Origin of the sequence: Comamonas sp. C11, assembly GCF_024496285.1 — a bacterium.
Lineage (GTDB): Bacteria > Pseudomonadota > Gammaproteobacteria > Burkholderiales > Burkholderiaceae_C > Comamonas > Comamonas testosteroni_F.
Genome location: NZ_CP101743.1, coordinates 3,085,647 through 3,103,798, shown reverse-complemented (window position 1 = coordinate 3,103,798; position 18,152 = coordinate 3,085,647). Strand labels below are relative to the sequence as shown.

Annotated in this window: 17 protein-coding genes; 7 read left to right on the top strand and 10 right to left on the bottom strand. The window is 58.5% G+C overall.

What is annotated here, in order from left to right; translation table 11 throughout:
- Positions 1-93: 93 nt before the first annotated feature.
- Both NOX35_RS14185 and NOX35_RS14180 read right to left on the bottom strand, forming a co-directional pair.
- Positions 94-534: a hypothetical protein gene (locus NOX35_RS14185; RefSeq protein WP_182282983.1), complete on the bottom strand. Its 441-nt coding sequence runs from the start codon at positions 532-534 to the stop codon at positions 94-96.
- A 351-nt stretch (positions 535-885) separates the two neighbouring features.
- Positions 886-1,506 (bottom strand): LysR substrate-binding domain-containing protein, encoded by a 621-nt coding sequence (locus tag NOX35_RS14180; protein WP_256493677.1) that lies wholly within the window; start codon positions 1,504-1,506, stop codon positions 886-888.
- Between the two features lie 26 nt (positions 1,507-1,532).
- Between NOX35_RS14180 and NOX35_RS14175 the strand changes: the two genes are divergently transcribed.
- Positions 1,533-2,039 (top strand): GNAT family N-acetyltransferase, encoded by a 507-nt coding sequence (locus NOX35_RS14175; RefSeq protein ID WP_256493676.1) that lies wholly within the window; start codon positions 1,533-1,535, stop codon positions 2,037-2,039.
- A gap of 143 nt (positions 2,040-2,182) precedes the next feature.
- On the opposite strand, the gene NOX35_RS14170 is transcribed toward NOX35_RS14175, so the two are convergent.
- The gene (locus NOX35_RS14170; RefSeq protein WP_182282981.1) at positions 2,183-3,055 is read right to left on the bottom strand and encodes a LysR family transcriptional regulator; all 873 of its coding nucleotides are present in this window, start codon (positions 3,053-3,055) and stop codon (positions 2,183-2,185) included.
- A gap of 108 nt (positions 3,056-3,163) precedes the next feature.
- Between NOX35_RS14170 and speG the strand changes: the two genes are divergently transcribed.
- Entirely contained in the window at positions 3,164-3,679 is a 516-nt protein-coding gene (gene speG, locus NOX35_RS14165; protein ID WP_256493675.1) for a spermidine N1-acetyltransferase, read from the top strand.
- A 631-nt stretch (positions 3,680-4,310) separates the two neighbouring features.
- Here speG and NOX35_RS14160 read toward each other — a convergent pair.
- Entirely contained in the window at positions 4,311-4,706 is a 396-nt protein-coding gene (locus NOX35_RS14160; protein WP_256496926.1) for a YkvA family protein, read from the bottom strand.
- Positions 4,707-5,408: 702 nt separating this feature from the next.
- Entirely contained in the window at positions 5,409-6,512 is a 1,104-nt protein-coding gene (locus NOX35_RS14155) for an NAD-dependent epimerase/dehydratase family protein (protein ID WP_256493674.1), read from the bottom strand.
- A 97-nt stretch (positions 6,513-6,609) separates the two neighbouring features.
- Here NOX35_RS14155 and NOX35_RS14150 point away from each other — a divergent pair, with 97 nt between their 5' ends.
- On the top strand, positions 6,610-7,512 hold the full coding sequence (locus NOX35_RS14150) for a LysR family transcriptional regulator (protein WP_198424697.1): 903 nt from the start codon (positions 6,610-6,612) through the stop codon (positions 7,510-7,512).
- 99 nt (positions 7,513-7,611) lie between these two features.
- On the opposite strand, the gene NOX35_RS14145 is transcribed toward NOX35_RS14150, so the two are convergent.
- The gene (locus NOX35_RS14145; protein WP_182282978.1) at positions 7,612-8,502 is read right to left on the bottom strand and encodes a LysR family transcriptional regulator; all 891 of its coding nucleotides are present in this window, start codon (positions 8,500-8,502) and stop codon (positions 7,612-7,614) included.
- A gap of 116 nt (positions 8,503-8,618) precedes the next feature.
- Between NOX35_RS14145 and NOX35_RS14140 the strand changes: the two genes are divergently transcribed.
- Positions 8,619-9,812: a serine hydrolase gene (locus tag NOX35_RS14140; protein WP_256493673.1), complete on the top strand. Its 1,194-nt coding sequence runs from the start codon at positions 8,619-8,621 to the stop codon at positions 9,810-9,812.
- Positions 9,809-10,981, top strand: coding sequence for an MFS transporter (locus tag NOX35_RS14135; RefSeq protein ID WP_182282976.1), 1,173 nt, complete (start codon positions 9,809-9,811; stop codon positions 10,979-10,981). The genes NOX35_RS14140 and NOX35_RS14135 overlap by 4 nt, the downstream gene beginning before the upstream one ends.
- A gap of 143 nt (positions 10,982-11,124) precedes the next feature.
- Here the strand turns inward: NOX35_RS14135 and NOX35_RS14130 are convergent, their stop codons facing one another.
- The gene (locus NOX35_RS14130) at positions 11,125-12,471 is read right to left on the bottom strand and encodes a PLP-dependent aminotransferase family protein (protein ID WP_182282975.1); all 1,347 of its coding nucleotides are present in this window, start codon (positions 12,469-12,471) and stop codon (positions 11,125-11,127) included.
- A 138-nt stretch (positions 12,472-12,609) separates the two neighbouring features.
- Between NOX35_RS14130 and NOX35_RS14125 the strand changes: the two genes are divergently transcribed.
- Both NOX35_RS14125 and NOX35_RS14120 read left to right on the top strand, forming a co-directional pair.
- Positions 12,610-13,014, top strand: a complete 405-nt coding sequence (locus NOX35_RS14125) for a VOC family protein (protein WP_256493672.1) — start codon at positions 12,610-12,612, stop codon at positions 13,012-13,014.
- A 216-nt stretch (positions 13,015-13,230) separates the two neighbouring features.
- Positions 13,231-13,806: a DinB family protein gene (locus tag NOX35_RS14120; RefSeq protein ID WP_256493671.1), complete on the top strand. Its 576-nt coding sequence runs from the start codon at positions 13,231-13,233 to the stop codon at positions 13,804-13,806.
- A 125-nt stretch (positions 13,807-13,931) separates the two neighbouring features.
- Here NOX35_RS14120 and NOX35_RS14115 read toward each other — a convergent pair whose 3' ends face one another.
- From NOX35_RS14115 to NOX35_RS14105, 3 genes are all read right to left on the bottom strand, one after another.
- Positions 13,932-14,711, bottom strand: coding sequence for an alpha/beta fold hydrolase (locus tag NOX35_RS14115; protein ID WP_182282973.1), 780 nt, complete (start codon positions 14,709-14,711; stop codon positions 13,932-13,934).
- Between the two features lie 394 nt (positions 14,712-15,105).
- Complete coding sequence (locus tag NOX35_RS14110) at positions 15,106-16,200, bottom strand: porin (protein ID WP_182282972.1); 1,095 nt, start codon at positions 16,198-16,200, stop codon at positions 15,106-15,108.
- 158 nt (positions 16,201-16,358) lie between these two features.
- Positions 16,359-17,624 (bottom strand): alpha/beta fold hydrolase, encoded by a 1,266-nt coding sequence (locus tag NOX35_RS14105; RefSeq protein WP_256493670.1) that lies wholly within the window; start codon positions 17,622-17,624, stop codon positions 16,359-16,361.
- Positions 17,625-18,152 lie beyond the last annotated feature (528 nt).

Below are 18,152 nucleotides of genomic sequence, written 5' to 3'. Positions count from 1 at the left end.
TGGATTCAATCGGTCGCTGCAATACACCAACCACCTCATGACACTCTTCGGCCACTCGAGCCTGTGAGCAGGATCTGTGAAGGGCGCGCGCGCTCATACCTTGGCGAGGAAGGCCGCCGCATCACCTGCTTCACACTTCCAGTCTGCGAAGACTCCGACCAGATTGCATTCCACGCAGTGGCAAGCGATGTAATACCAGCGTACGTCATGTGTGCCTTCGTACACGGAGACGCCGGACATCAACTCGAACACCTCGTTCTCGCACACGCATTCGTGCGCCTCGGGGGCTGCCTCTTCAACGTGGTCCGCGCTGTCGCCCATCAGGTGTTTCTGCCCGCAGTCGGTGCAGGTACGGATTGCCACGCCGGCTTCTTCGTCGGTCTGCAGCGCAAAAGTCCGGCACCCGCAATTGCATTTGGACGAGGCAAACCGGACGGCCTCATGGCGATTCGCAACGCTGTAGCTGCGCAGCTCGGCTTGGGTGTCGCCGGACGTCGTCCCGTACCAGAACTCGCCCTTCTTCGTCAGTGCCATTGATGTTGCTCCATTCTTCAAGGTGGGCTTCCCGGCAGACCTGACGCCAGGCTTGCCCCGATCATCTGGATTTTGCCTGAAGGCACGGTGAATCGTCGTCAAGGGGCCGGGTCGTGGCGGTCTCCGACAATGGCTGCGGACATCCTTGAATGCCGATTCTTGGAGATTGCAGCCAGAGTTCATCAAGTTGAGCTGTTGATCGCCGCCGACATTCGGTGTTGAAGCCCCTGCATCAGCTGTCAGCTTGAAGCAGTCGGCCAAGCAGCCTTCTCGAACGGCTGCTCCTGGCCGAGAGCCGCCAGAGATCTAAAGCAGCTTCGACCCAAAAGGTCAATCGCTCACACGCCTTAGTCACCCTTTTGGGCGCAATACGCTCTCGAGACGAACGCGCATCCAGCGATGCCATGGACTGCTCAGATGCCGGTGCTGAAAATACACATTCAGGGTGTATGACGGCACTTCAAAAGGTGCTTTGAAGATCGCAGTCGCTGCCGATGCCTCCAACTGCTGTGCCGCCAGGCGGGGCAGGGTGATGAGCAAATCCGAATTTGCCACGATAAAGGGCGCGGCCATGACACTGGGCAGCTCTATCGCAATCTCGCGAGTCCACCCGCCCTTGCTCAAAGCTGCGTCTATGACGCCTTTCTCCTCCTGCCAGGGTTTCACGACCACATGGTGTTCCGCCAGATATTGCGCCATGGAGAGCCTCTTGCCGATGCGAGGATGATCTCTGCGTGCAACGACGACATAGGCATCGGTATGTCCCTGCAAGACTTCCACGCCTTCTTGTACGGGGCTGAATTCGTCTGAAAAGCCCATGACGAAATGGGCTCCTTCTTGCACCAGGTCGCTGTAGGCGTCCCGATGACGCGAATGAACCACGCGCAGGCGCACATGAGGAGCCTCCTGCTCGATCCTGGAGATCAACGCAGGCATCAAAGCAAAGGTGGTGAAGTCGGTTGCAGCGATCATGAAATTGAGGATTTATGAGCCTTGAAATGACCTCCGCCATGACACCAGATCTCACGTTCCGCCATGCCCGACCAGAAGACGCCGATCGCTGCTATGTCATCGAAGCCGGTGCCTACGAAGGTGATGAAGCAGCCACGCTTGCCAAGATCACCAAACGTATTCGTGAATATCCGCATGGCTTCCTGATCACGGAACACGATGGACAGATCATTGGCTTCATCAACTGCGGCTGCGCCTACGAGGTGCGCATGTCTGATGAAGAGTTCAAGGAGCTGGTCGGGCATGACGCTGCCGCACCTAACGTGGTCATCATGTCCGTGGTGATCGATCCGGCCTTCCAAGGCCGGGGCTGCGCCACCACCATGATGCATACCTTTGTCGAGCAGATGCGCGCCGAGGGCAAGAGAAGCATCCACCTGATGTGCAAGGAGCGACATGTGGTGCTGTACTCTCGCCTGGGATTCCAATACCAGCGTCCTTCGGAGTCAGACCACGGTGGCATGGCCTGGCACGAAATGGTCATGGCCCTGTGAACTGCATGAACTTCGAAGGCTCAGGGATCGCGGTCCACGACTGTTTCTTCTGGCGATCCAGGACTGTCGCTGATCGATCTGATGCAGTTTCTCACGATGAACTGGAAACTACAGCTTCGAAATTCTCCAAGGCTCAATCTTGGTCAATTCGAACGCAGCAGCGTTGCAAGCCGTTGCTCGATCCATAAGGCCGTATCGCCCAGCGCTTTACCTTGCAAACTGAGCATACGCACGGCTAGCGGAGGAAGCTGCAATTCCGGGCAGTCCAGTGTCACGATGCGGGGCTCTATATCGGGCGCTTGCGCGATATTGCGCGGCAGAATTCCCCAGCCTATGCCGTCGGCCAGCATGTCAGCAAGCACGTAGAAGCTCTCCGAGCGCCAGATACTCGGACTGATCACGAGGTCTTCAACACCCTCGATGTGCATCACCAACTGCCGATAAGCGGCAAGGTCCTCGCGCTTGACTCCATTGCACTTGGCCAACTCATGGTCACGCGATACGAACACCATCTGCGGCACTCCGGCCACATAGTGTTGAGCAAACTGAGCGCCTGCTGGACCTCGGTCAAACTGAAAGGCAAGCTCCGCACGACCAGATTGCACCTGGTGTGCGGCTTCGGCCGCCGTGCCATTGAGCAAGGTCAACTCCAGAGCTGGGAACTGTTGCGCCAATTCCTGCAGCAGCCTCGCAATCGGTGGATAGGGCAGAGCCTCGTCAATAGCCACGCAAAGCTTGGCAGTTTGGCCATGTGACAGCTTGCGCGCGCGCAGGTCTAGCGCCTGGGCCTGATTGAGCAGGGCCCGTGCCTCCAGCAAGATGACTTCGCCAGCCTGCGTGAGTCGCACCGATCGGCCTATACGTTGAAACAACTCCAGCCCGAGATCCGCTTCCAGCAGTCCCATGGCCATGCTCACTGAAGATTGAGTACGGCCCTGGCGCCGAGCGGCTTGAGTCATGGAGCCACAATCCGCCACGGCGACGAATTGGCTCAAACGTTCGAGTGTCCACTCCATTGATCAATTTTAATGATTGATCTGAACTTTTCGCAAGTAAGAAATTGATTGATCATTGGCAGCGTGGTCGCTTCAAGCGGCCTCCCAAACATTTGAATGAAAGAACCCATGGCGACATCCCTTCAGCTAAGACCATTGGAGCGCGACGATTTGCGCTTTGTGCACCACCTGGATAACAACGCCAGCATCATGCGGTATTGGTTTGAAGAGCCTTATGCGACCTTTGATGAACTGACCAGCCTCTACGACTCACACGTTCACGACCAAACTGAACGTCGCTTTGTAGTCGAACATGAAGGGGCTCGCGGGGGGTTGGTTGAGTTGGTGGAAATCGATCTGGTACATCGCCGAGCGGAGTTTCAGATCATTGTTGCTCCTGATCAGCAGGGCAAGGGGATTGCCACTCGTGCTACTCGTCTGACGCTTGACTATGGCTTCAAGGTTCTAAATCTGCACAAGATCTTTTTGCATGTGGACAAGGAGAATGCCAAGGCTATCCATGTCTATACGAAGCTTGGCTTTCAGCCGGAAGGCGAATTGGTCGATGAATTTTTTGCCAACGGCCAATATCGGAGCGTGTTGCGTATGTACATGCTGCAGAAGATCTACCTGAATAAGGCCTAGATTCAGGCGAGTAACTGACTCCTGCTGGCGCTCGTCCGGGGCTTTTCTTTGGTCACTACAGGGCGCCGAGTTGTGTTCGACGTACAGCGACTCGAGTGTTCTTGGTAATAGCCGTCGTCATTGAAGGTGACCGGCGATACCCTGCTGCGAGGTGTCTGTAGATCGGCATGACCGGCCAGACACAAGGTACGGACAATAGAGTGCCTGACCTACCTGCATATAAGGCATGGATTTAAGCTGACGATCAGAATGATCACCAGAATCACAAGGCCTGTAGCACCCAAAGAAAATCCCCAATATGGTCAGGCCGATGCCATTCGCGATTTTTTCTCCGGTGGAGTCAACGGCGGGCGCTTCGGGAGCCACTTTGGAAATAAGCTTCCGAAATGGTCTGAACTCTCCGATAGGGGATGCTATTGGCTTCCAAACACTACCGTTCGCAAAGCTCGCCTGGCAATTCCAGCATTCAGAATGTTCTTGAAATCTGAGTTCTGCTGAGCAGTTTGGGCAAAACACAGGGGTAGTTGCGTGAGCAGCGTATTGAGCTGGGAAATGGGGTTCCGAAGAAGACCGTCGTGGCAGTATTTTGCGCGATGTCCGTGTGTCCGCAAACGCCCGGTAGGCAACCGTCTCAGAGCGACTGAGGATTCAGCCAGAGCCCTGCAGCGATCCCCATGGCGGCCCACAACGCGATGATCATGATCGCCCCCGCGCGACTGCTTGGCTTCGCCCCTTTTTCGGCCATCCACGCATCGGCTTGACCACGGCATTCAGCCAGAACCGATTCGGGTAGCAGCTTGACAGTCAGCCAAATCAGCGCCGGAAGCAAGAGGACGTCGTCCACATATCCAAGAACCGGGATGAAATCAGGAATCAGATCAATCGGGCTGAGCGCATAAGCCACGACAAGAAGCCCCAGCGCTTTCGCATGCCAAGGCGTGTCGGGGTGTCTTCCGGCGAACCAGAGTGTCACGCCATCGCGCTTGATCCGCTTTGCCCAAACCTTCAGGTTGCCATTGAGATTCATAAAAATTCCGAGAACAGGTTGGAATTTTCGCTCCTTATCGATGACGGTCACGCATGTTCCTATAGCTGCCGATGAAATTTTCGGCAGTCGGAAAAATACGAAGCATCTATGCGTATCAAGTTACAAATGCCTGGTCAATGCTCCTAAATCCGCCTCGTTAAAGAGACCAAGCATGGCGAGCGCCATTGCCTTGAAAGTCACTTGATGAACTACACGTCACTCTCGCTGTTTGCTGCACTTGCCATGGCTGCGGCACTTGGTCATGCAGAGGTCTACCTGGGTATAGGCTACGGTGCTCCAGCTCCCTACGTTGCTGCGCCTTCGCCTTCGTACTATTACGCGGCACCGCCCGTTCAATATGGACCACCGGCTGTTCAATACATTCCGCGGCCAGTCTACGCCGCTCGGCCCGTGATAGTCGCGCCGCCGCCAGAAGCTGTTCCGGGATGGCGCTGGCAGGAGGACGGCCGACGCTGGAACAGGTGGCACAGACACCATCATCGAGGCTGGCGTGAGGATGACGACGAAGATTGATGGCGACGCCAGACGTCGGCATTGGATCTCTGCCTGGCCGCGAACGGCAGATCCAGGCTGCAGCGATGAACGACAGATCAAGTTCGGAACGTACTGATGCTATCGAACCAATGCTTGAATTCGGCTGCATGCGCTACAGCTGTCGTTCGCCATCGCTGCCAGGTCAGATCACCGACCGATACTTGGCAAATTCGCAAACAGGTGTTCCGCACGCACATCGCTCGTGTAGAGACAGAGGCCAACGGCCAGCGCAACCACTGCTGTGGTGAAAGCTTTTTTGACGGTGCTTAACTCGCGTGCAGGTGTCGCCGGCAAGCACCCCATACCTTCCAAGGCGGCCTCCACCGCCTCATCCAGCGGCGTATGCGGCTCATGTCCGAGCGTCGAGACCAGCTTGGCGTTGCTCATCTCCACCCGCGTGCTCCACAAATAGCGCATCTCACGCAGCTCACGCAAGGTCGGTACAAAGGGCGCTGCAAGTGCGGTAAGCCACCAGGGAAAGGCTCTCACTTTGGGCTGGACTCCACCGCGCCTGACGACCACACGGCAGATCGCCGCGGCCAACTGGGTGCCGTCGGCGTCCCAGTGGCCTGCCATGTGGAAGGTGGCAAAGGGAGCCAGTGTGTCGCGCTGCTGCACCAGCTCCACCATGGCTCTGGCTACGTCGGGAAGGTAAGACCATTGGTGGCCCACCCCGGGTGCGTTGGGCATGCTGATGGACTTGACCGGTTGGCCGGGCTTTAGCATGCCCTGTGAGAACCAGCTATTGCCCGGCTTGGGTCCGAAGAAGTCCCCCGCGCGCACGACGATCACTCGGCAGCCCCGGCTGCTGGCCTGCTGCAGGCGCCGCTCCATCTCCACACGGATGGCACCCTTGCGGGTGACGGGCTGCTGCAGCGAATCTTCATGTAACGTGGGAAGGGCGCTGGGTCCATAGTTGTAGACTGTGCCAGGCAGCACGATGGTGGCGCCGTTAGCCTGCGCGGCGACGATGGAGTTGTCCAGCATGGGCAGCACCAGCTCACCCCAGCGACGGTAGCCGGGCGGGTTGACGGCATGCACAATGACGGAGCAGCCCTCGGCGGCGGCCAGCACATCGTCGCGGTTCATCGCGTCGCCGCGCATCCAGAGCATACCGTCGCGCTGCTCAATTTGCTGCTCACCACCGCGGCGCAATGCGCGCACTGTCCAGCCTGCGTAGCGTAGTTGCCGTGCCACTTCGCCACCGATACCGCCGGTGGCGCCTAGAACCAAGGCAGTGTTGCTTGCCATCTCATTACCCCTGAATTTGTTGCGATGAGAGGAAGTTTCAGGCTGGAATGGCTATTAAGCAATTGACCAACATATGGTAGCCGCCATACATTTTTGTATGGCTAACGACAACACCACCGAGATAGGCTGGGAGCTGTACCGCTCCTATTTGGGCGTGCTGGAAGAGGGCTCATTGTCCGGCGCGGCGCGCGCCATGGGAATTGCCCAGCCCACCGTGGGGCGGCATGTGGACGCGCTGGAAAAAGCGCTGGGTGTGACGCTGTTTACACGTTCGCAAATGGGCCTTCTACCCACGGAGGCGGCGCTTGCGCTGAAGCCGTTTGCTAAGACCATGCACAGCGCTGCCGCTGCGCTAAAACGTGTGGCCGAAAGCCAAGGCTCGGGCATCCAGGGCACAGTGCGCGTGACGGCCAGCGAGGTGATAGGGCAAGAGGTATTGCCACCTATCCTTGCGCAACTGCAGGACACACACCCGGACCTGACGGTGGAATTGGTGCTGACCAGCCGCGTACAGGACCTGTTGCAGCGCGAGGCCGACATCGCCGTGCGCATGACTCAACCCAGGCAGGAGCAGCTGATTGCCCGGCGCGTTGGGGTGATGTCACTTGGTCTGCATGCGCACAGGCTTTATCTGGACAAGCACGGGACGCCCGCCTCGCTGGCCGATCTGGCGCAGCATGCGCTGATTGGCTTTGATGAAGAGACGCCGTTCGTGCGTGCCGCACGCAAGGCGTTCCCGATCTGGAGCCGCGAAAACTTCGCGGTGCGCACCGACAACGACATGGCACAGATGGCGCTGATACGAGCTGGCTGCGGTATTGGCGTGTGCCAGGTGAATCTAGCGGCGCGCGACCGGAATCTGGTGAACATATTGCCTGGAAGCATTCCATTGAGCCTGGAGACCTGGCTCACCATGCACGAAGATCTGCGCAACAATCCGAGCTGCAAGGTGACATTTGATGCGCTGTTGAAGGGGCTGCAAGACTACATGACTTCCTAGCCGGTCGACACTGCGCTGGGCCTGATGCGGTTGTTTGCCAATGACAGAAGAACCTGACTCTGCTATCAGCCCCCGGAAACGACGTGAATCCTGAGCAGATCAGGCAGCAGGGAACACGCGTGCGCACAAGAAATCAACCAGAGCCCGTACCTTAGGCGACGGGTGCTTGCTTGCCGGCCACAGCACATAAAAAACGCCTCTGCGCTCCATATGGTCGGTAAGGAGCGGTAGCAACCGGCCATCAGCCAGTTGTTCGCGAATGGAAAATTCCGGCAGATAGGCTATCCCCAGTCCCTGCAAGGCAAAGCACACGCGCGTCTCGATGTTGTTGCAGATCATCGAGGTGGGCAGCTGCAACTCGGTTTCGCCGGACATGGTTCGCAGAGTCCATGGCTCCAGCTTGCCGCTATGCGGGAAGCGGTAGTGCAGACAATGGTGTTGCATCAGATCAGCAGGCTCCCGAGGTGTCCCTCGCCGTGCCAGATAATCTGGTGAAGCCACCAGCAGCGAACGGAAAGCCCCCAGCCTGCGCGCCGTGAGGCGAGAGTCGCTCGGCTCGCCCGTGCGCACCACGGCGTCGAAGCCTTCCTCGATCACGTCAACTATCTGGTCGGTGAAGTCCAGATCCAGCTCGATCTCCGGGTACTCGCGCATGAACTCGCCGAGCACCGGCAGCACCAGCGAGCTAACCAGCGGCAAACTCACTCTCAAGCGCCCGCGTGGTGCACTGCTGGCCTGCGCCAGTTCGAGCTCTGCCGCTTCGATCTCGGCCAGGATACGTCGGCTGCGCTCCAGGAACAGCATGCCCTCGGCTGTCAACGTGACACTGCGCGTGCTGCGGTGAAACAGGCGTACGCCCAGCCGATCTTCCAGTCGCGCCACGCTCTTGCCTATGGCTGAGGCCGACACGCCCAACAGTCGCCCGGCGGCAACAAAACTTCGCGTTTCGGCAACCTGCACAAACACGGCGAAACCATTCAAGCTGTCCATAACGTACCATGATTGAAGACATCTTTGTCCGCATTAAAAGGAACTGTAGCCTACTTTTTCTTTAATCTCAGACTTTCTATCGTCACGGTGTGATCCATTGAATCAAGGGCACTTCCGTGACTTATCCCGTCTTTCCTTTACGCCCGGGCATTCCGCCCCTACATCTGTCCACCCACATCCATGCAGTCATTCAGCAGGCTCTGGATGAGCGGCGGCTGGTCGGTGCCGTCGTGCTGGTGGCACACAACGGCGAACTGATCCACCAGCAGGCCGCCGGCCATGCCGACCGCGAGAGCGCGCGCCCGATGGAGCTGACGACCATCTTCCGGCTGGCATCGGTGAGCAAGCCCATCGTTTCGGCCACTGCGCTTGCGCTGGTTGCGCAAGGCCGCCTCGATCTCGATGAGGGCATCGGCCGCTGGCTCCCAGGGTTCCAGCCCCGGTTGATTGATGGCAGCCCAGCACGCATCACTGCCAGGCAGTTGCTTAGCCACACAGCAGGGCTGGGCTATCGCTTTATCGAGGCCGATGCCGATGGCCCCTATGCCCGGGCTGGTGCCTCGGACGGCATGGACAGAGTCAACTTCAATCTGGCTGAGAACCTGCGTCGTATCGCCAGCGTGCCGCTGCTGTATGCGCCGGGTACCTCCTGGGGCTATTCGCTGGCAACCGATGTGTTGGGGGCATTGATTGAACACATCCACGGTGCGTCACTGGACGAAGCAGTCAACCAATGGGTAACAGGTCCCTTGGGCATGAGCGATACGGGTTTCCTGGTGCGCGATCCGCAGCGCGTGGCCACTGCTTACGTAAGCGATACGCCCCAGCCACATCCGCTGGCCGAAGGAGAAGTGGTTTCGCCATTCGAGGGCGCAGTCGGCATCAGATACAGCCCGGATCGTATCTTCGATGCCCTGGCTTTCCCTTCTGGCGGAGCTGGAATGGCAGGCACGGCCGGAGACTTTCTGCAACTGCTGGAGGCCTTGCGGCAGGGTAGGGGAGCATTGCTTCCTGATGAGCTGATCAACGAGATGGGGCGGGACCAGACTGGTGGACTGGAGCTGCCGGATGCACCGGGCTTTGGTTTTGGCCTCGGCTTTTCAGTCCTGCGGGACCCGCTGCGCGCCGCGTCGCCAGAATCGGTAGGTACATGGCGCTGGGGTGGCGCCTACGGCCATGCCTGGTTTGCGGATAGGGCGCGCGGCCTCAGCGTGGTCGCCTTCACCAATACGCTGTACGAGGGCATGTCCGGTCGCTTCGTCACCGAGCTGCGCGACGCAGTCTATGGTGCGCTGGAGGTCGTGCAATGACCGCCGCACATCAAGACCGCATGCCCATTGCATCATTGCTGGCGCTGGCAATGGCCGCGTTCATCACCATCCTGACCGAAGCGCTGCCGGCAGGGCTGCTACCTCAGATGGCGAAGGGCTTGATGGTGTCCGAAGCCTGGACAGGACAAACGGTCACGATCTATGCCATGGGCTCGCTGGCAGCCGCCATCCCGTTGACCGCTGCCACCCAGGGCGTGCGCCGCCGTCCACTGCTGCTGGCGGCCATTGCAGGCTTTGCCATCACCAACACTGTCACGGCCCTGTCCAGCAACTATGTCCTGACGATGATCGCGCGCTTTCTGGCGGGCGTGTCTGCCGGTCTGCTTTGGGCGATGCTGGCGGGCTATGCCGCGCGCATGGTGCCCGAGCACCAGCAGGGCCGAGCCATCGCCATCGCGATGGTGGGTACACCATTGGCGTTGTCACTTGGGGTGCCGGCGGGTACCTTTCTAGGCAATTTGCTGGGCTGGCGGATGTGCTTCGGCATCATGAGCGGACTGGCACTGGCGCTCATGGCATGGGTACAGGTCAAGCTGCCAGATTTCGCGGGCCAGGCGGCGAGCAAACGCCTGTCTCTGGGGCATGTGTTCACTTTCCCGGGTGTACGTCCGGTGCTGTTCGTGGTGCTGGCCTTCGTTCTGGCACACAACATCCTGTATACCTATATCGCGCCATTTCTCGCGGCGGCAGACATGGCGAAACGAACAGACCTGGTCCTGCTCATGTTCGGCATCACTTCGCTGCTGGGTATCTGGGTCATCGGCGTGCTGATCGATCGCCATCTGCGCGCCCTGACGCTGGGCAGTACGCTTTTGTTCGGCCTGTCGGCGCTGGCACTCGGCCTGATGGGCGATGCGCCTGCCGTGGTGTATGCGGCAGTGGCCGTCTGGGGCCTGGCTTTTGGCGGTGTGGCGACACTGCTTCAAACAGCCATCGCCAAGGCGGCGGGCAACGCGGCCGACGTTGCGCAGTCCATGCTGGTCACAGCCTGGAACATCGCGATTGCAAGTGGAGGGCTGATTGGCGGTGCCTTGCTGGATTATCTCGGCGTCGCCGCATTCCCTCCGGTACTCCTGATGCTGCTAGCTGCAACGCTGGCCGTTGTGTGGGCAGCCAGGAGCCACGGCTTTCCAGTTGTACAAAGATAAGGCGGGGGAGTTCTTCGGTATCTGCTCCATTCCTTGCGCAGTTCGAAGAACTCCTGCTTCAGCCGTACCTGCAGCGGCAGGGTGGATGGATTGCCGGGCATCTCTCACTTGTCTTCTTCGGCAGTCCTGCGTCGGCACCGCACTCAAGCTTGCGGCTTGAGCAGCTCTGCCAGCAGCTTCAGCGCGTCGCCCAGGTCTTCGAAGCCGGGAGCGCCCAGGCAAATCCGAAGACCGCTCCTCCCATCCTGCGGGTCCACCATCATGGATTCCGGCAGGGTCAGCTTCAAACCGATTTCTGCGGCTGCAGCGACAAGACTATTGGCGGCCTCGCGCTTCATCGGCAGCCAGACGTTGTAGGCATGGGGATGCCAGACAGGCTCGCCAGTCCCGAGAAGCGAAGCGGCAAGCCTTGCACGCCGCCGGGACTCATGGCGCAGATCCCTCTGGATCGAGGCGATCACGCCGGTGGCCAGCCATTCATCGACTACCGCACAGGAAAATGCTGATGGTGCCATCGGCACATCCTGCACCAGTTCTTGCGCAGCGCCGCCCAGTTCTTTTGGGACCAGCAACATGCCGATCTGCAGCCCCGGCCCAAGCGACTTGGAGAGCCCGTTCACATGCAATGAGATATCGGGCGCCAGTGCCGACAACTGGGGTAGATCAGGGAGAGCGGCGGAATAGACCCCGTCTTCGATGATCCATGCTCCCGTTTTCCGGCATACATCCACGATGGCCTGCCTTCGCTCCAGGCTCATCGTGGCAGTTGTCGGGTTGTGCAGCGTCGGGGTGAGGTAGACCGCCTTGCCATCGGTTGGCGTGACACTGCCAAGTGCGTCCGCAAGCGCTTGCGGCACCATCCCTTCGGCATCGATCTCGACACCTTGCATCCGATAGCCTTTGCGCCGGGCCAGGGCAATAGCGCCGGGATAGGTGATCCGCTCGGTCACAAGCAATCCTTGCGGGCTGCAAGCCAGATCAAAAGCCAATGACAGCGCCTGGCGCGCGCCGCTCGTCAAAAGCAGAAGCGACGGATCGGCGACCAAGCCAAGTGTCATCAGCCAGCGGGCGAGGACACGACGATGTTCCAGATGTCCGCCAGGAGGTGCATAGAAATTGAAATGGTCCGCGTCGATTTTGCGAGCGATGCCTGTCAATGCCCGTGCCAGGATGCGTGCGTTGAGCGCGGCCGGCGGCGCATTGGACGACAGGTCAATCAGGCGATCACCATGCGCCTGCTGAATCGCGACGAATGTTCCCCGCCCTTTGACACTGCGCGTCAGACCTCTGCGCTCCAGAGCGGCATAGGCCTTCGTCACCGAGCCAAGACCGATTTGCAGCTTCTCTGCAAGATCTCGATGTGCAGGCAGACGGTCACCTCCCGCCAGCCGGCCCTCGACGATGTCGTCGGCCAGTGCAAGTGCGAGTCGTTCGGCCGCATTGGCTTCAAGGTTTGCAAGGCGAGGCTGCCAAGGGGATTGGAGGAGCATGTTTGCAGTCTCAACAAAAAGAGTGTCTCGTGACACTATTTGATTATTTAATAGTGTAACGTTCTCGCAAATGACTCTGCATGACTGCCTCCTGGTGAAAAGTGCCCTGCGGCGATGACGGAAAGCAAGGAGAACGAGATGTTTAGCCACGTGACTGTTGGAACGTGTGACCTTGAACGGTCAGGCCGCTTTTACGACGCGGTGCTTGTACCGCTTGGTCTGATGCGCCGGATCGTGGTGCCAGATGGTGGGCCGGCGGCGCTTTGCTGGGTAAGCGCACATGCGAGTCTGCCTCGCTTCTATGTCTACAGCCCGTACAACGGAGAACCAGCGACCGTCGGCAATGGCAACATGGCGGCATTTCTGGCTCCGTCAGCAGCAGCAGTGGACTCCGCCTACGCCGATGGACTGGTGCACGGTGGCCGGGATGCAGGGGCTCCCGGACCACGTCCTCACTATGGAGAAGGCTACTACGGCGCCTATCTGCGCGATCCCGATGGCAACAAAATCCATATCGTGCATCGAGCCGACCTCCTGCCCTGAAGCAAGAGATGTGCGTATATCTGGAGGCGCCGACATGGCCGACAGCCAAATCGCACTCGTCTATCGGCGTGATTGGGCCTCATGCCGAAGAGGTGATGCTGCCGACGCAGGCACGAGCCTTCTTCTACGACCATCTGGGCGCCATCGTCGAAGACCCGGTCACAGAGTGCCTCCATGTCTCCACAGTTTTTGAGGACCTCCAAGGAACTCTCGATTATGTCCGCAACCCTTCCGCACCCACACAACCCATCCCCATTCAACGAGCGCGCCACGCTGCCCGCATCGGCAGTAGACACATTGAGAATGCTGGTGCGCTACAAGGCCTGGGCAAATGGCCTGACGTTCAAGAACGTGATGGAGCTACCGGAAGGCGAGGCTCTTCGGCAAAGACCGACGCGGTTCGGGAACATGGTGCATACGTTGAACCACGTCTATGTGGTGGACGATATCTTCAGGCACCACCTGCAAGGCAGGAAGCACCGCTACACCGCACGCAATACAGACCATACGCCTGCGGTTGACGATCTATGGCAGGCGGTTCAGGAAATGGATTCCTGGTACACCGGGCTTGTCGATACCTGGTCGGACGAAGATCTTGTGAAAGTCGTCCATTTCGAGTTTGTAGGAGGCGGACAAGGCATCATGACGCGTGAGCAAATCGTGCTGCATATCGTGAATCACAGCACTTATCACCGAGGTTTTGTTGGCGACATGATGTATCAGATACCTTTTACGCCGCCATCAAACGATCTGCCCGTATTCATCCGAGATCACTATCGCAGCACTCGGTGATGCATTCAATTTCGACGCGGTGCTCTGAAATCGTAAGGTGTCGATCGTAGGGGGAGTGCATCGGACCGCGCCAGCGCAGGCCAGCGCGACATGGGGTCTGGCACAGCGCCCATGCTCTCGAATCACTATTCATGTACTCCCGAATTCTCTCGTGGTGTTGCAAGGTTCCGAACGAAGTCAGCCACCACCGCAGCGGCCTCTTGCGGAATGGCTTGCAGTAGGCAGTGTGGAGCATCAAACGCCTGAACTCTTATCTTTCGAAGACACTGCTCTGCATCAGACACGGAAGACTGCGGCACCAGGCGGTCACGTATCCCTTTCAAGTAGAGAACCGGAGCGTCAATTGCTTTGGCATGTGCTCGCACATCTACGGATACCACCGCTCTCAGCCTTGAACGTAGAACCGCTGTTTGAACCTTGGCCAGGGCGGAGCGCAGCATAACCCGCAGGCTCGGCGTCGCAAACCGGCCCAGAAGCATCAGGTTCAGTATTGGAGCAGGGGGAAGCGGAACGGGCATGGTCGCCAGGCCGCTGAGCCAGCGAAGACCCGGCCTTGGATTGCGAACGAACGAGCAGCACAGAACAACGCCCACAACGCGCCCCGGGTATGCCGCTGCCAGCGAAATGGCAATAGGTCCCGAGAAAGACTCTCCCAACAATACCAAACGGCCATTGCGCGGCAAGGCTGATGTGGCAAGTTCCGCCAGATCGGTATAGGTCTGCGGCGCGCCGGAAGTTGGATAGCTCACCACGACGATGGGCGTCGTCTTTCCCAATGCGGCAACGAACGGTGCGAAAAGCTCACCCGTGCCATCCATTCCAGGAAGGAGAACAAGGACCACGGGCCCTACCTCGGCAAGAGAGGGCGACTGCAAATCAGAGAATCCTGCTGAAAGGCTGTTCATGGCCGGGGGCGGTAGTTGCAACCCGGTCCATTACAGCACTTTGAATAGTCTAATTTAAAGGTCAAAGGAACTTGTTCCATGGCGGCTGGAATAGGGCAGTTTCGGCTTGTGGGGAGGGCGGATATGCCTTGCAGGTCGTGCGCAGCCGCTGAGATGTTCAGCGCATGTGTTGCATTGACCGATTGAATCCGCCATGCCTGAGAGTCATTCGGAGATATTGTCTCGCACCCGCTCTACTGACTGAAATACGCACGACTCAGCGCACGAATGGTCGCGTCCTGGCTGGAAGCTGGGACGAGCATCGACACAAGAGACTCATCCGGAATTCGGCTCCATGCACCAAGCGAGTGGGGGCCACCAGGCTACCCGCACCCGCTCTATTTGTGCTCCAACCTCAGAACATATGGCGCAGGCCCATGCCAAAGCCAGTCTGATTGACGCCAGGCATTGGCGTTCCACCAGCTTGAGCGCTGCTTGCTCCAAAGGCCGCATTGCCGCTGTTCTTCATATAGCCCAGCGAGGCATAGGCCGCAGTGCGCTTGGACAGGTTGTAGGTGCCGCGCAGTACCAGCAACTGACCCTTGTCCGCGTTGTCCTTGTACTTGAGCTGGTTGTACTGGGCGTCCACGGTCCATTGCCCAATGGGGTAGGCCACGCCCACAAACCACAGGTCGTTGCGCGGCGATGCGATATATCCGTCATTCTTGCGACGCATATAGCCACCACCAATCTTGGCGCCGCCAAGCTTCACATAGCCGTTGAGCATGGTGCGCTTGTCGACTTTGTCGCTGCTGGTCAGCCCCGCGAAAGCACCGGGGCCGCCGCGCAGCTCGTCATGTGCCAGCGCCGCCCCCCATGCCGCTGTGTCGTACTTGAGCATGGCCGACCACTCGCGGCAGGTCTTGGAGTCGGTGCTGCTTTCTCCCGCGCAGTTGGTGCCGCCGGGACTGGGGCCCGCATTGACGGCATCGCGGCCAAAGCTATAGGTCGCGCCGATCGTCAGGCCCGAGAACGTGCCTTTGTAGGAGATCGCATTGTCGGCACGTGCATTGGGAAAGTAGTTGTCCAGACTGGCCATGCTGTGCAGGCTCGGGCCGATCACGTCAGCGTCGAGTACGGACCAGAACAGCATGGTGTATTGACGGCCCAGCCCCAGCGATCCCCAGGGGCCGTTGAGGCTGACGAAGGACTGGCGGCCGAAACCGCGACCGCCCTGGTTGAGAGCTCCGCTGTCGGGGCCGATACCCATCTCCAGCGTGAAGGATGCGCTCAATCCGCCTCCCAGCTCCTCGCGGCCGCGAAAGCCCAGGCGTGATGGAACGCTGCCCGTCAGATTGGGCATGCGTGTGAGGCTGGACTTGGTTGCGCCCACGTTGTTCATGGTTTCGACGGCCGTATCCACGATCCCGTAGATCTGGACAGATGATTGTGCGTGTGCGAGCCCTCCCAGGCTCATCAGCGCAAATGTGCTTGCTATTTTTCTAAACAACTTTGTCTCCGTTATATGAATCTTTGAATTACAGGAAGTCTCCATGCTTTGATTTCTTTGTTGCCGTCCTCCTTTTCAGCTGCTGCATCAAATGCAGGTGGGCAGCAGGGCGCGAACTGGCCGTCCGCGACCTACCGCTCGTTTCAAGAATCCTGTTCTCAGGAAGCAGGGCAGTTGCTGGCTGCGGCTTGTCCGACAAAGCGCTCTTGAGCCCAAGAAGGGAACTGCTTTGCAGCTTCAGGAACCACGGTTTCATGGTCCAGACCAGCGAACTCTTTGTAGTCAACCTTGGATCCCGCATTGCACAGAGCCTGGCGCTCCTTCGCCGTCAGGCGAGCTGGAACCGGGACATCATCCGTGCCTTGGTAGATGACGAACGGAGTCTTGCCTCGAGGAGTGAAGTTGTCGACGCTGGTCATCGCATTCCACCAGGAACTGCCTGGTGTCAGTGCCTGAGCCTGATAGGGATTGGTCACAGTGGATGCCGTTTCCCAGATATCGAAGCAACCATCGGCCATTGCCGGGAACTGTTCCAGACCTTCAGTGGACAGAAAATCACCATATTTGAGCTCCGGGTGTGCGGCCTTGATACCCGGCAAGGTGGAGATGACATAGCCGGCGAGCTCTGTCCGCGTCATGGAGTTGAGCGTCAATTCCCGGATGCGCACTGCCGGAGCGATCAACGCAGCCCCCAATCCCGTGAATTCAGGCGCATAGGTTGAGGCAATGGCGTCCGTCCACATGGTCGTTTGGCCCCCCTGAGACCAGCCATACATGACGTAGCGCTGAGAGGCCTTGGCTTCAGGGAAGTTCTGCACGGCTCGGAGTACATCGAGTGATGCACGCGCATTGGGCTGACCGGACATATACCAGGCAGGGCCCGGCAACCCCTGCCCTGGATAGTCGCTCATGGCCACAACATAGCCTTTGGCAAGCAAATCCTTGATGCCGGGAACCCGGCTCACGCCGTCCACAACCAGGTTGCGCCGCGACGGAGCACATATATCTGCTACGCCCGTCGTTTCGTGATTCCACAGAACCACGTCGCGAGGCCCTTGTGTCGCGGCAGTAGGCACGTAGATCTCACCTGACACATATTTTTTTACGCCATTCACGATCTCCGATACGTAAACGATGTTCCACGCTCTTGAGCCTGCTGGAGCATCCGAGCGCTCTTGAGCCCAGTAAATCGAGCCAACCTTTGCCTGAGCATCGGGCTGCCGGTAGACATCCCAGAACGCACTACCAGGCGGGCCTTCAGAGACTGCTGGCAAAACGCCAGCGTGGGCGTTGCCGTCATTGCCCCCGCACCCTACCAATACTGCAGCGGATGCTGCAATTGCCGACGCCAGAATCCCAACCGAAATCCAATTGCTGTTCTTAGCCATACTGAAATGTTCCGTTCTTTGTTGTTTTGGGCTCATCCGTGAAGCGGATTTGCTTTACGAGGGAATGTTTGAATGAAATTGCGGCGATACATGAACACGCTGTCTCCTGTTGTTGTGTTTGAAACGTGTGGTTCAACAGCAGGTTGGAGCTGCTGTTGCCGTAGTGCGCGGATTCGTGGATATCCGTTGAGTCGTAGACTTTTTTTGGGCGCAGCACCTCCTTGCCGTGCCATGGGCACAGCTCAAGCGTTTGTTTGGAAAACTTCGGGAGAAGAGCTCCGGCTGGAGTTATTGCAGCGTTCGGGCCGGTGCTCGATTGAGTCGCTGCGGCGCGGTCTTTTTATGTTCGGGGAGTTACCAAAGCTTGCTTCCTATCAATACTTATTTGAATATTTTTCATAATCAATTCCGGATGAATTTTGTTTATTTTTCATAAGTAATTCAAGGAAAAAAGCGCTACTTTTGCTTGGTGCTTTCCCTTGCGGTAAAACGCTAGCTAGATGACGAAATGGAGTAGCTACGTGCAGCCAGCACCATTCGCCCATGCTTCGTTCGGTGCATGAC

Coding starts and splice junctions, on each gene's coding strand:
- NOX35_RS14170 (WP_182282981.1), bottom strand. CDS start 3,055: ATGGAGTGGACACTCGAACGTTTGAGCCAATTCGTCGCCGTGGCGGAT.
- NOX35_RS14130 (WP_182282975.1), bottom strand. CDS start 12,471: ATGCTCCTCCAATCCCCTTGGCAGCCTCGCCTTGCAAACCTTGAAGCC.
- NOX35_RS14135 (WP_182282976.1), top strand. CDS start 9,809: ATGACCGCCGCACATCAAGACCGCATGCCCATTGCATCATTGCTGGCG.
- NOX35_RS14105 (WP_256493670.1), bottom strand. CDS start 17,624: ATGAGCCCAAAACAACAAAGAACGGAACATTTCAGTATGGCTAAGAAC.
- NOX35_RS14115 (WP_182282973.1), bottom strand. CDS start 14,711: ATGAACAGCCTTTCAGCAGGATTCTCTGATTTGCAGTCGCCCTCTCTT.
- NOX35_RS14150 (WP_198424697.1), top strand. CDS start 6,610: ATGGCTAACGACAACACCACCGAGATAGGCTGGGAGCTGTACCGCTCC.
- NOX35_RS14185 (WP_182282983.1), bottom strand. CDS start 534: ATGGCACTGACGAAGAAGGGCGAGTTCTGGTACGGGACGACGTCCGGC.
- NOX35_RS14120 (WP_256493671.1), top strand. CDS start 13,231: ATGTCCGCAACCCTTCCGCACCCACACAACCCATCCCCATTCAACGAG.
- NOX35_RS14160 (WP_256496926.1), bottom strand. CDS start 4,706: ATGAATCTCAATGGCAACCTGAAGGTTTGGGCAAAGCGGATCAAGCGC.
- NOX35_RS14145 (WP_182282978.1), bottom strand. CDS start 8,502: ATGGACAGCTTGAATGGTTTCGCCGTGTTTGTGCAGGTTGCCGAAACG.
- NOX35_RS14175 (WP_256493676.1), top strand. CDS start 1,533: ATGACCTCCGCCATGACACCAGATCTCACGTTCCGCCATGCCCGACCA.
- NOX35_RS14180 (WP_256493677.1), bottom strand. CDS start 1,506: ATGATCGCTGCAACCGACTTCACCACCTTTGCTTTGATGCCTGCGTTG.
- speG (WP_256493675.1), top strand. CDS start 3,164: ATGGCGACATCCCTTCAGCTAAGACCATTGGAGCGCGACGATTTGCGC.
- NOX35_RS14125 (WP_256493672.1), top strand. CDS start 12,610: ATGTTTAGCCACGTGACTGTTGGAACGTGTGACCTTGAACGGTCAGGC.
- NOX35_RS14155 (WP_256493674.1), bottom strand. CDS start 6,512: ATGGCAAGCAACACTGCCTTGGTTCTAGGCGCCACCGGCGGTATCGGT.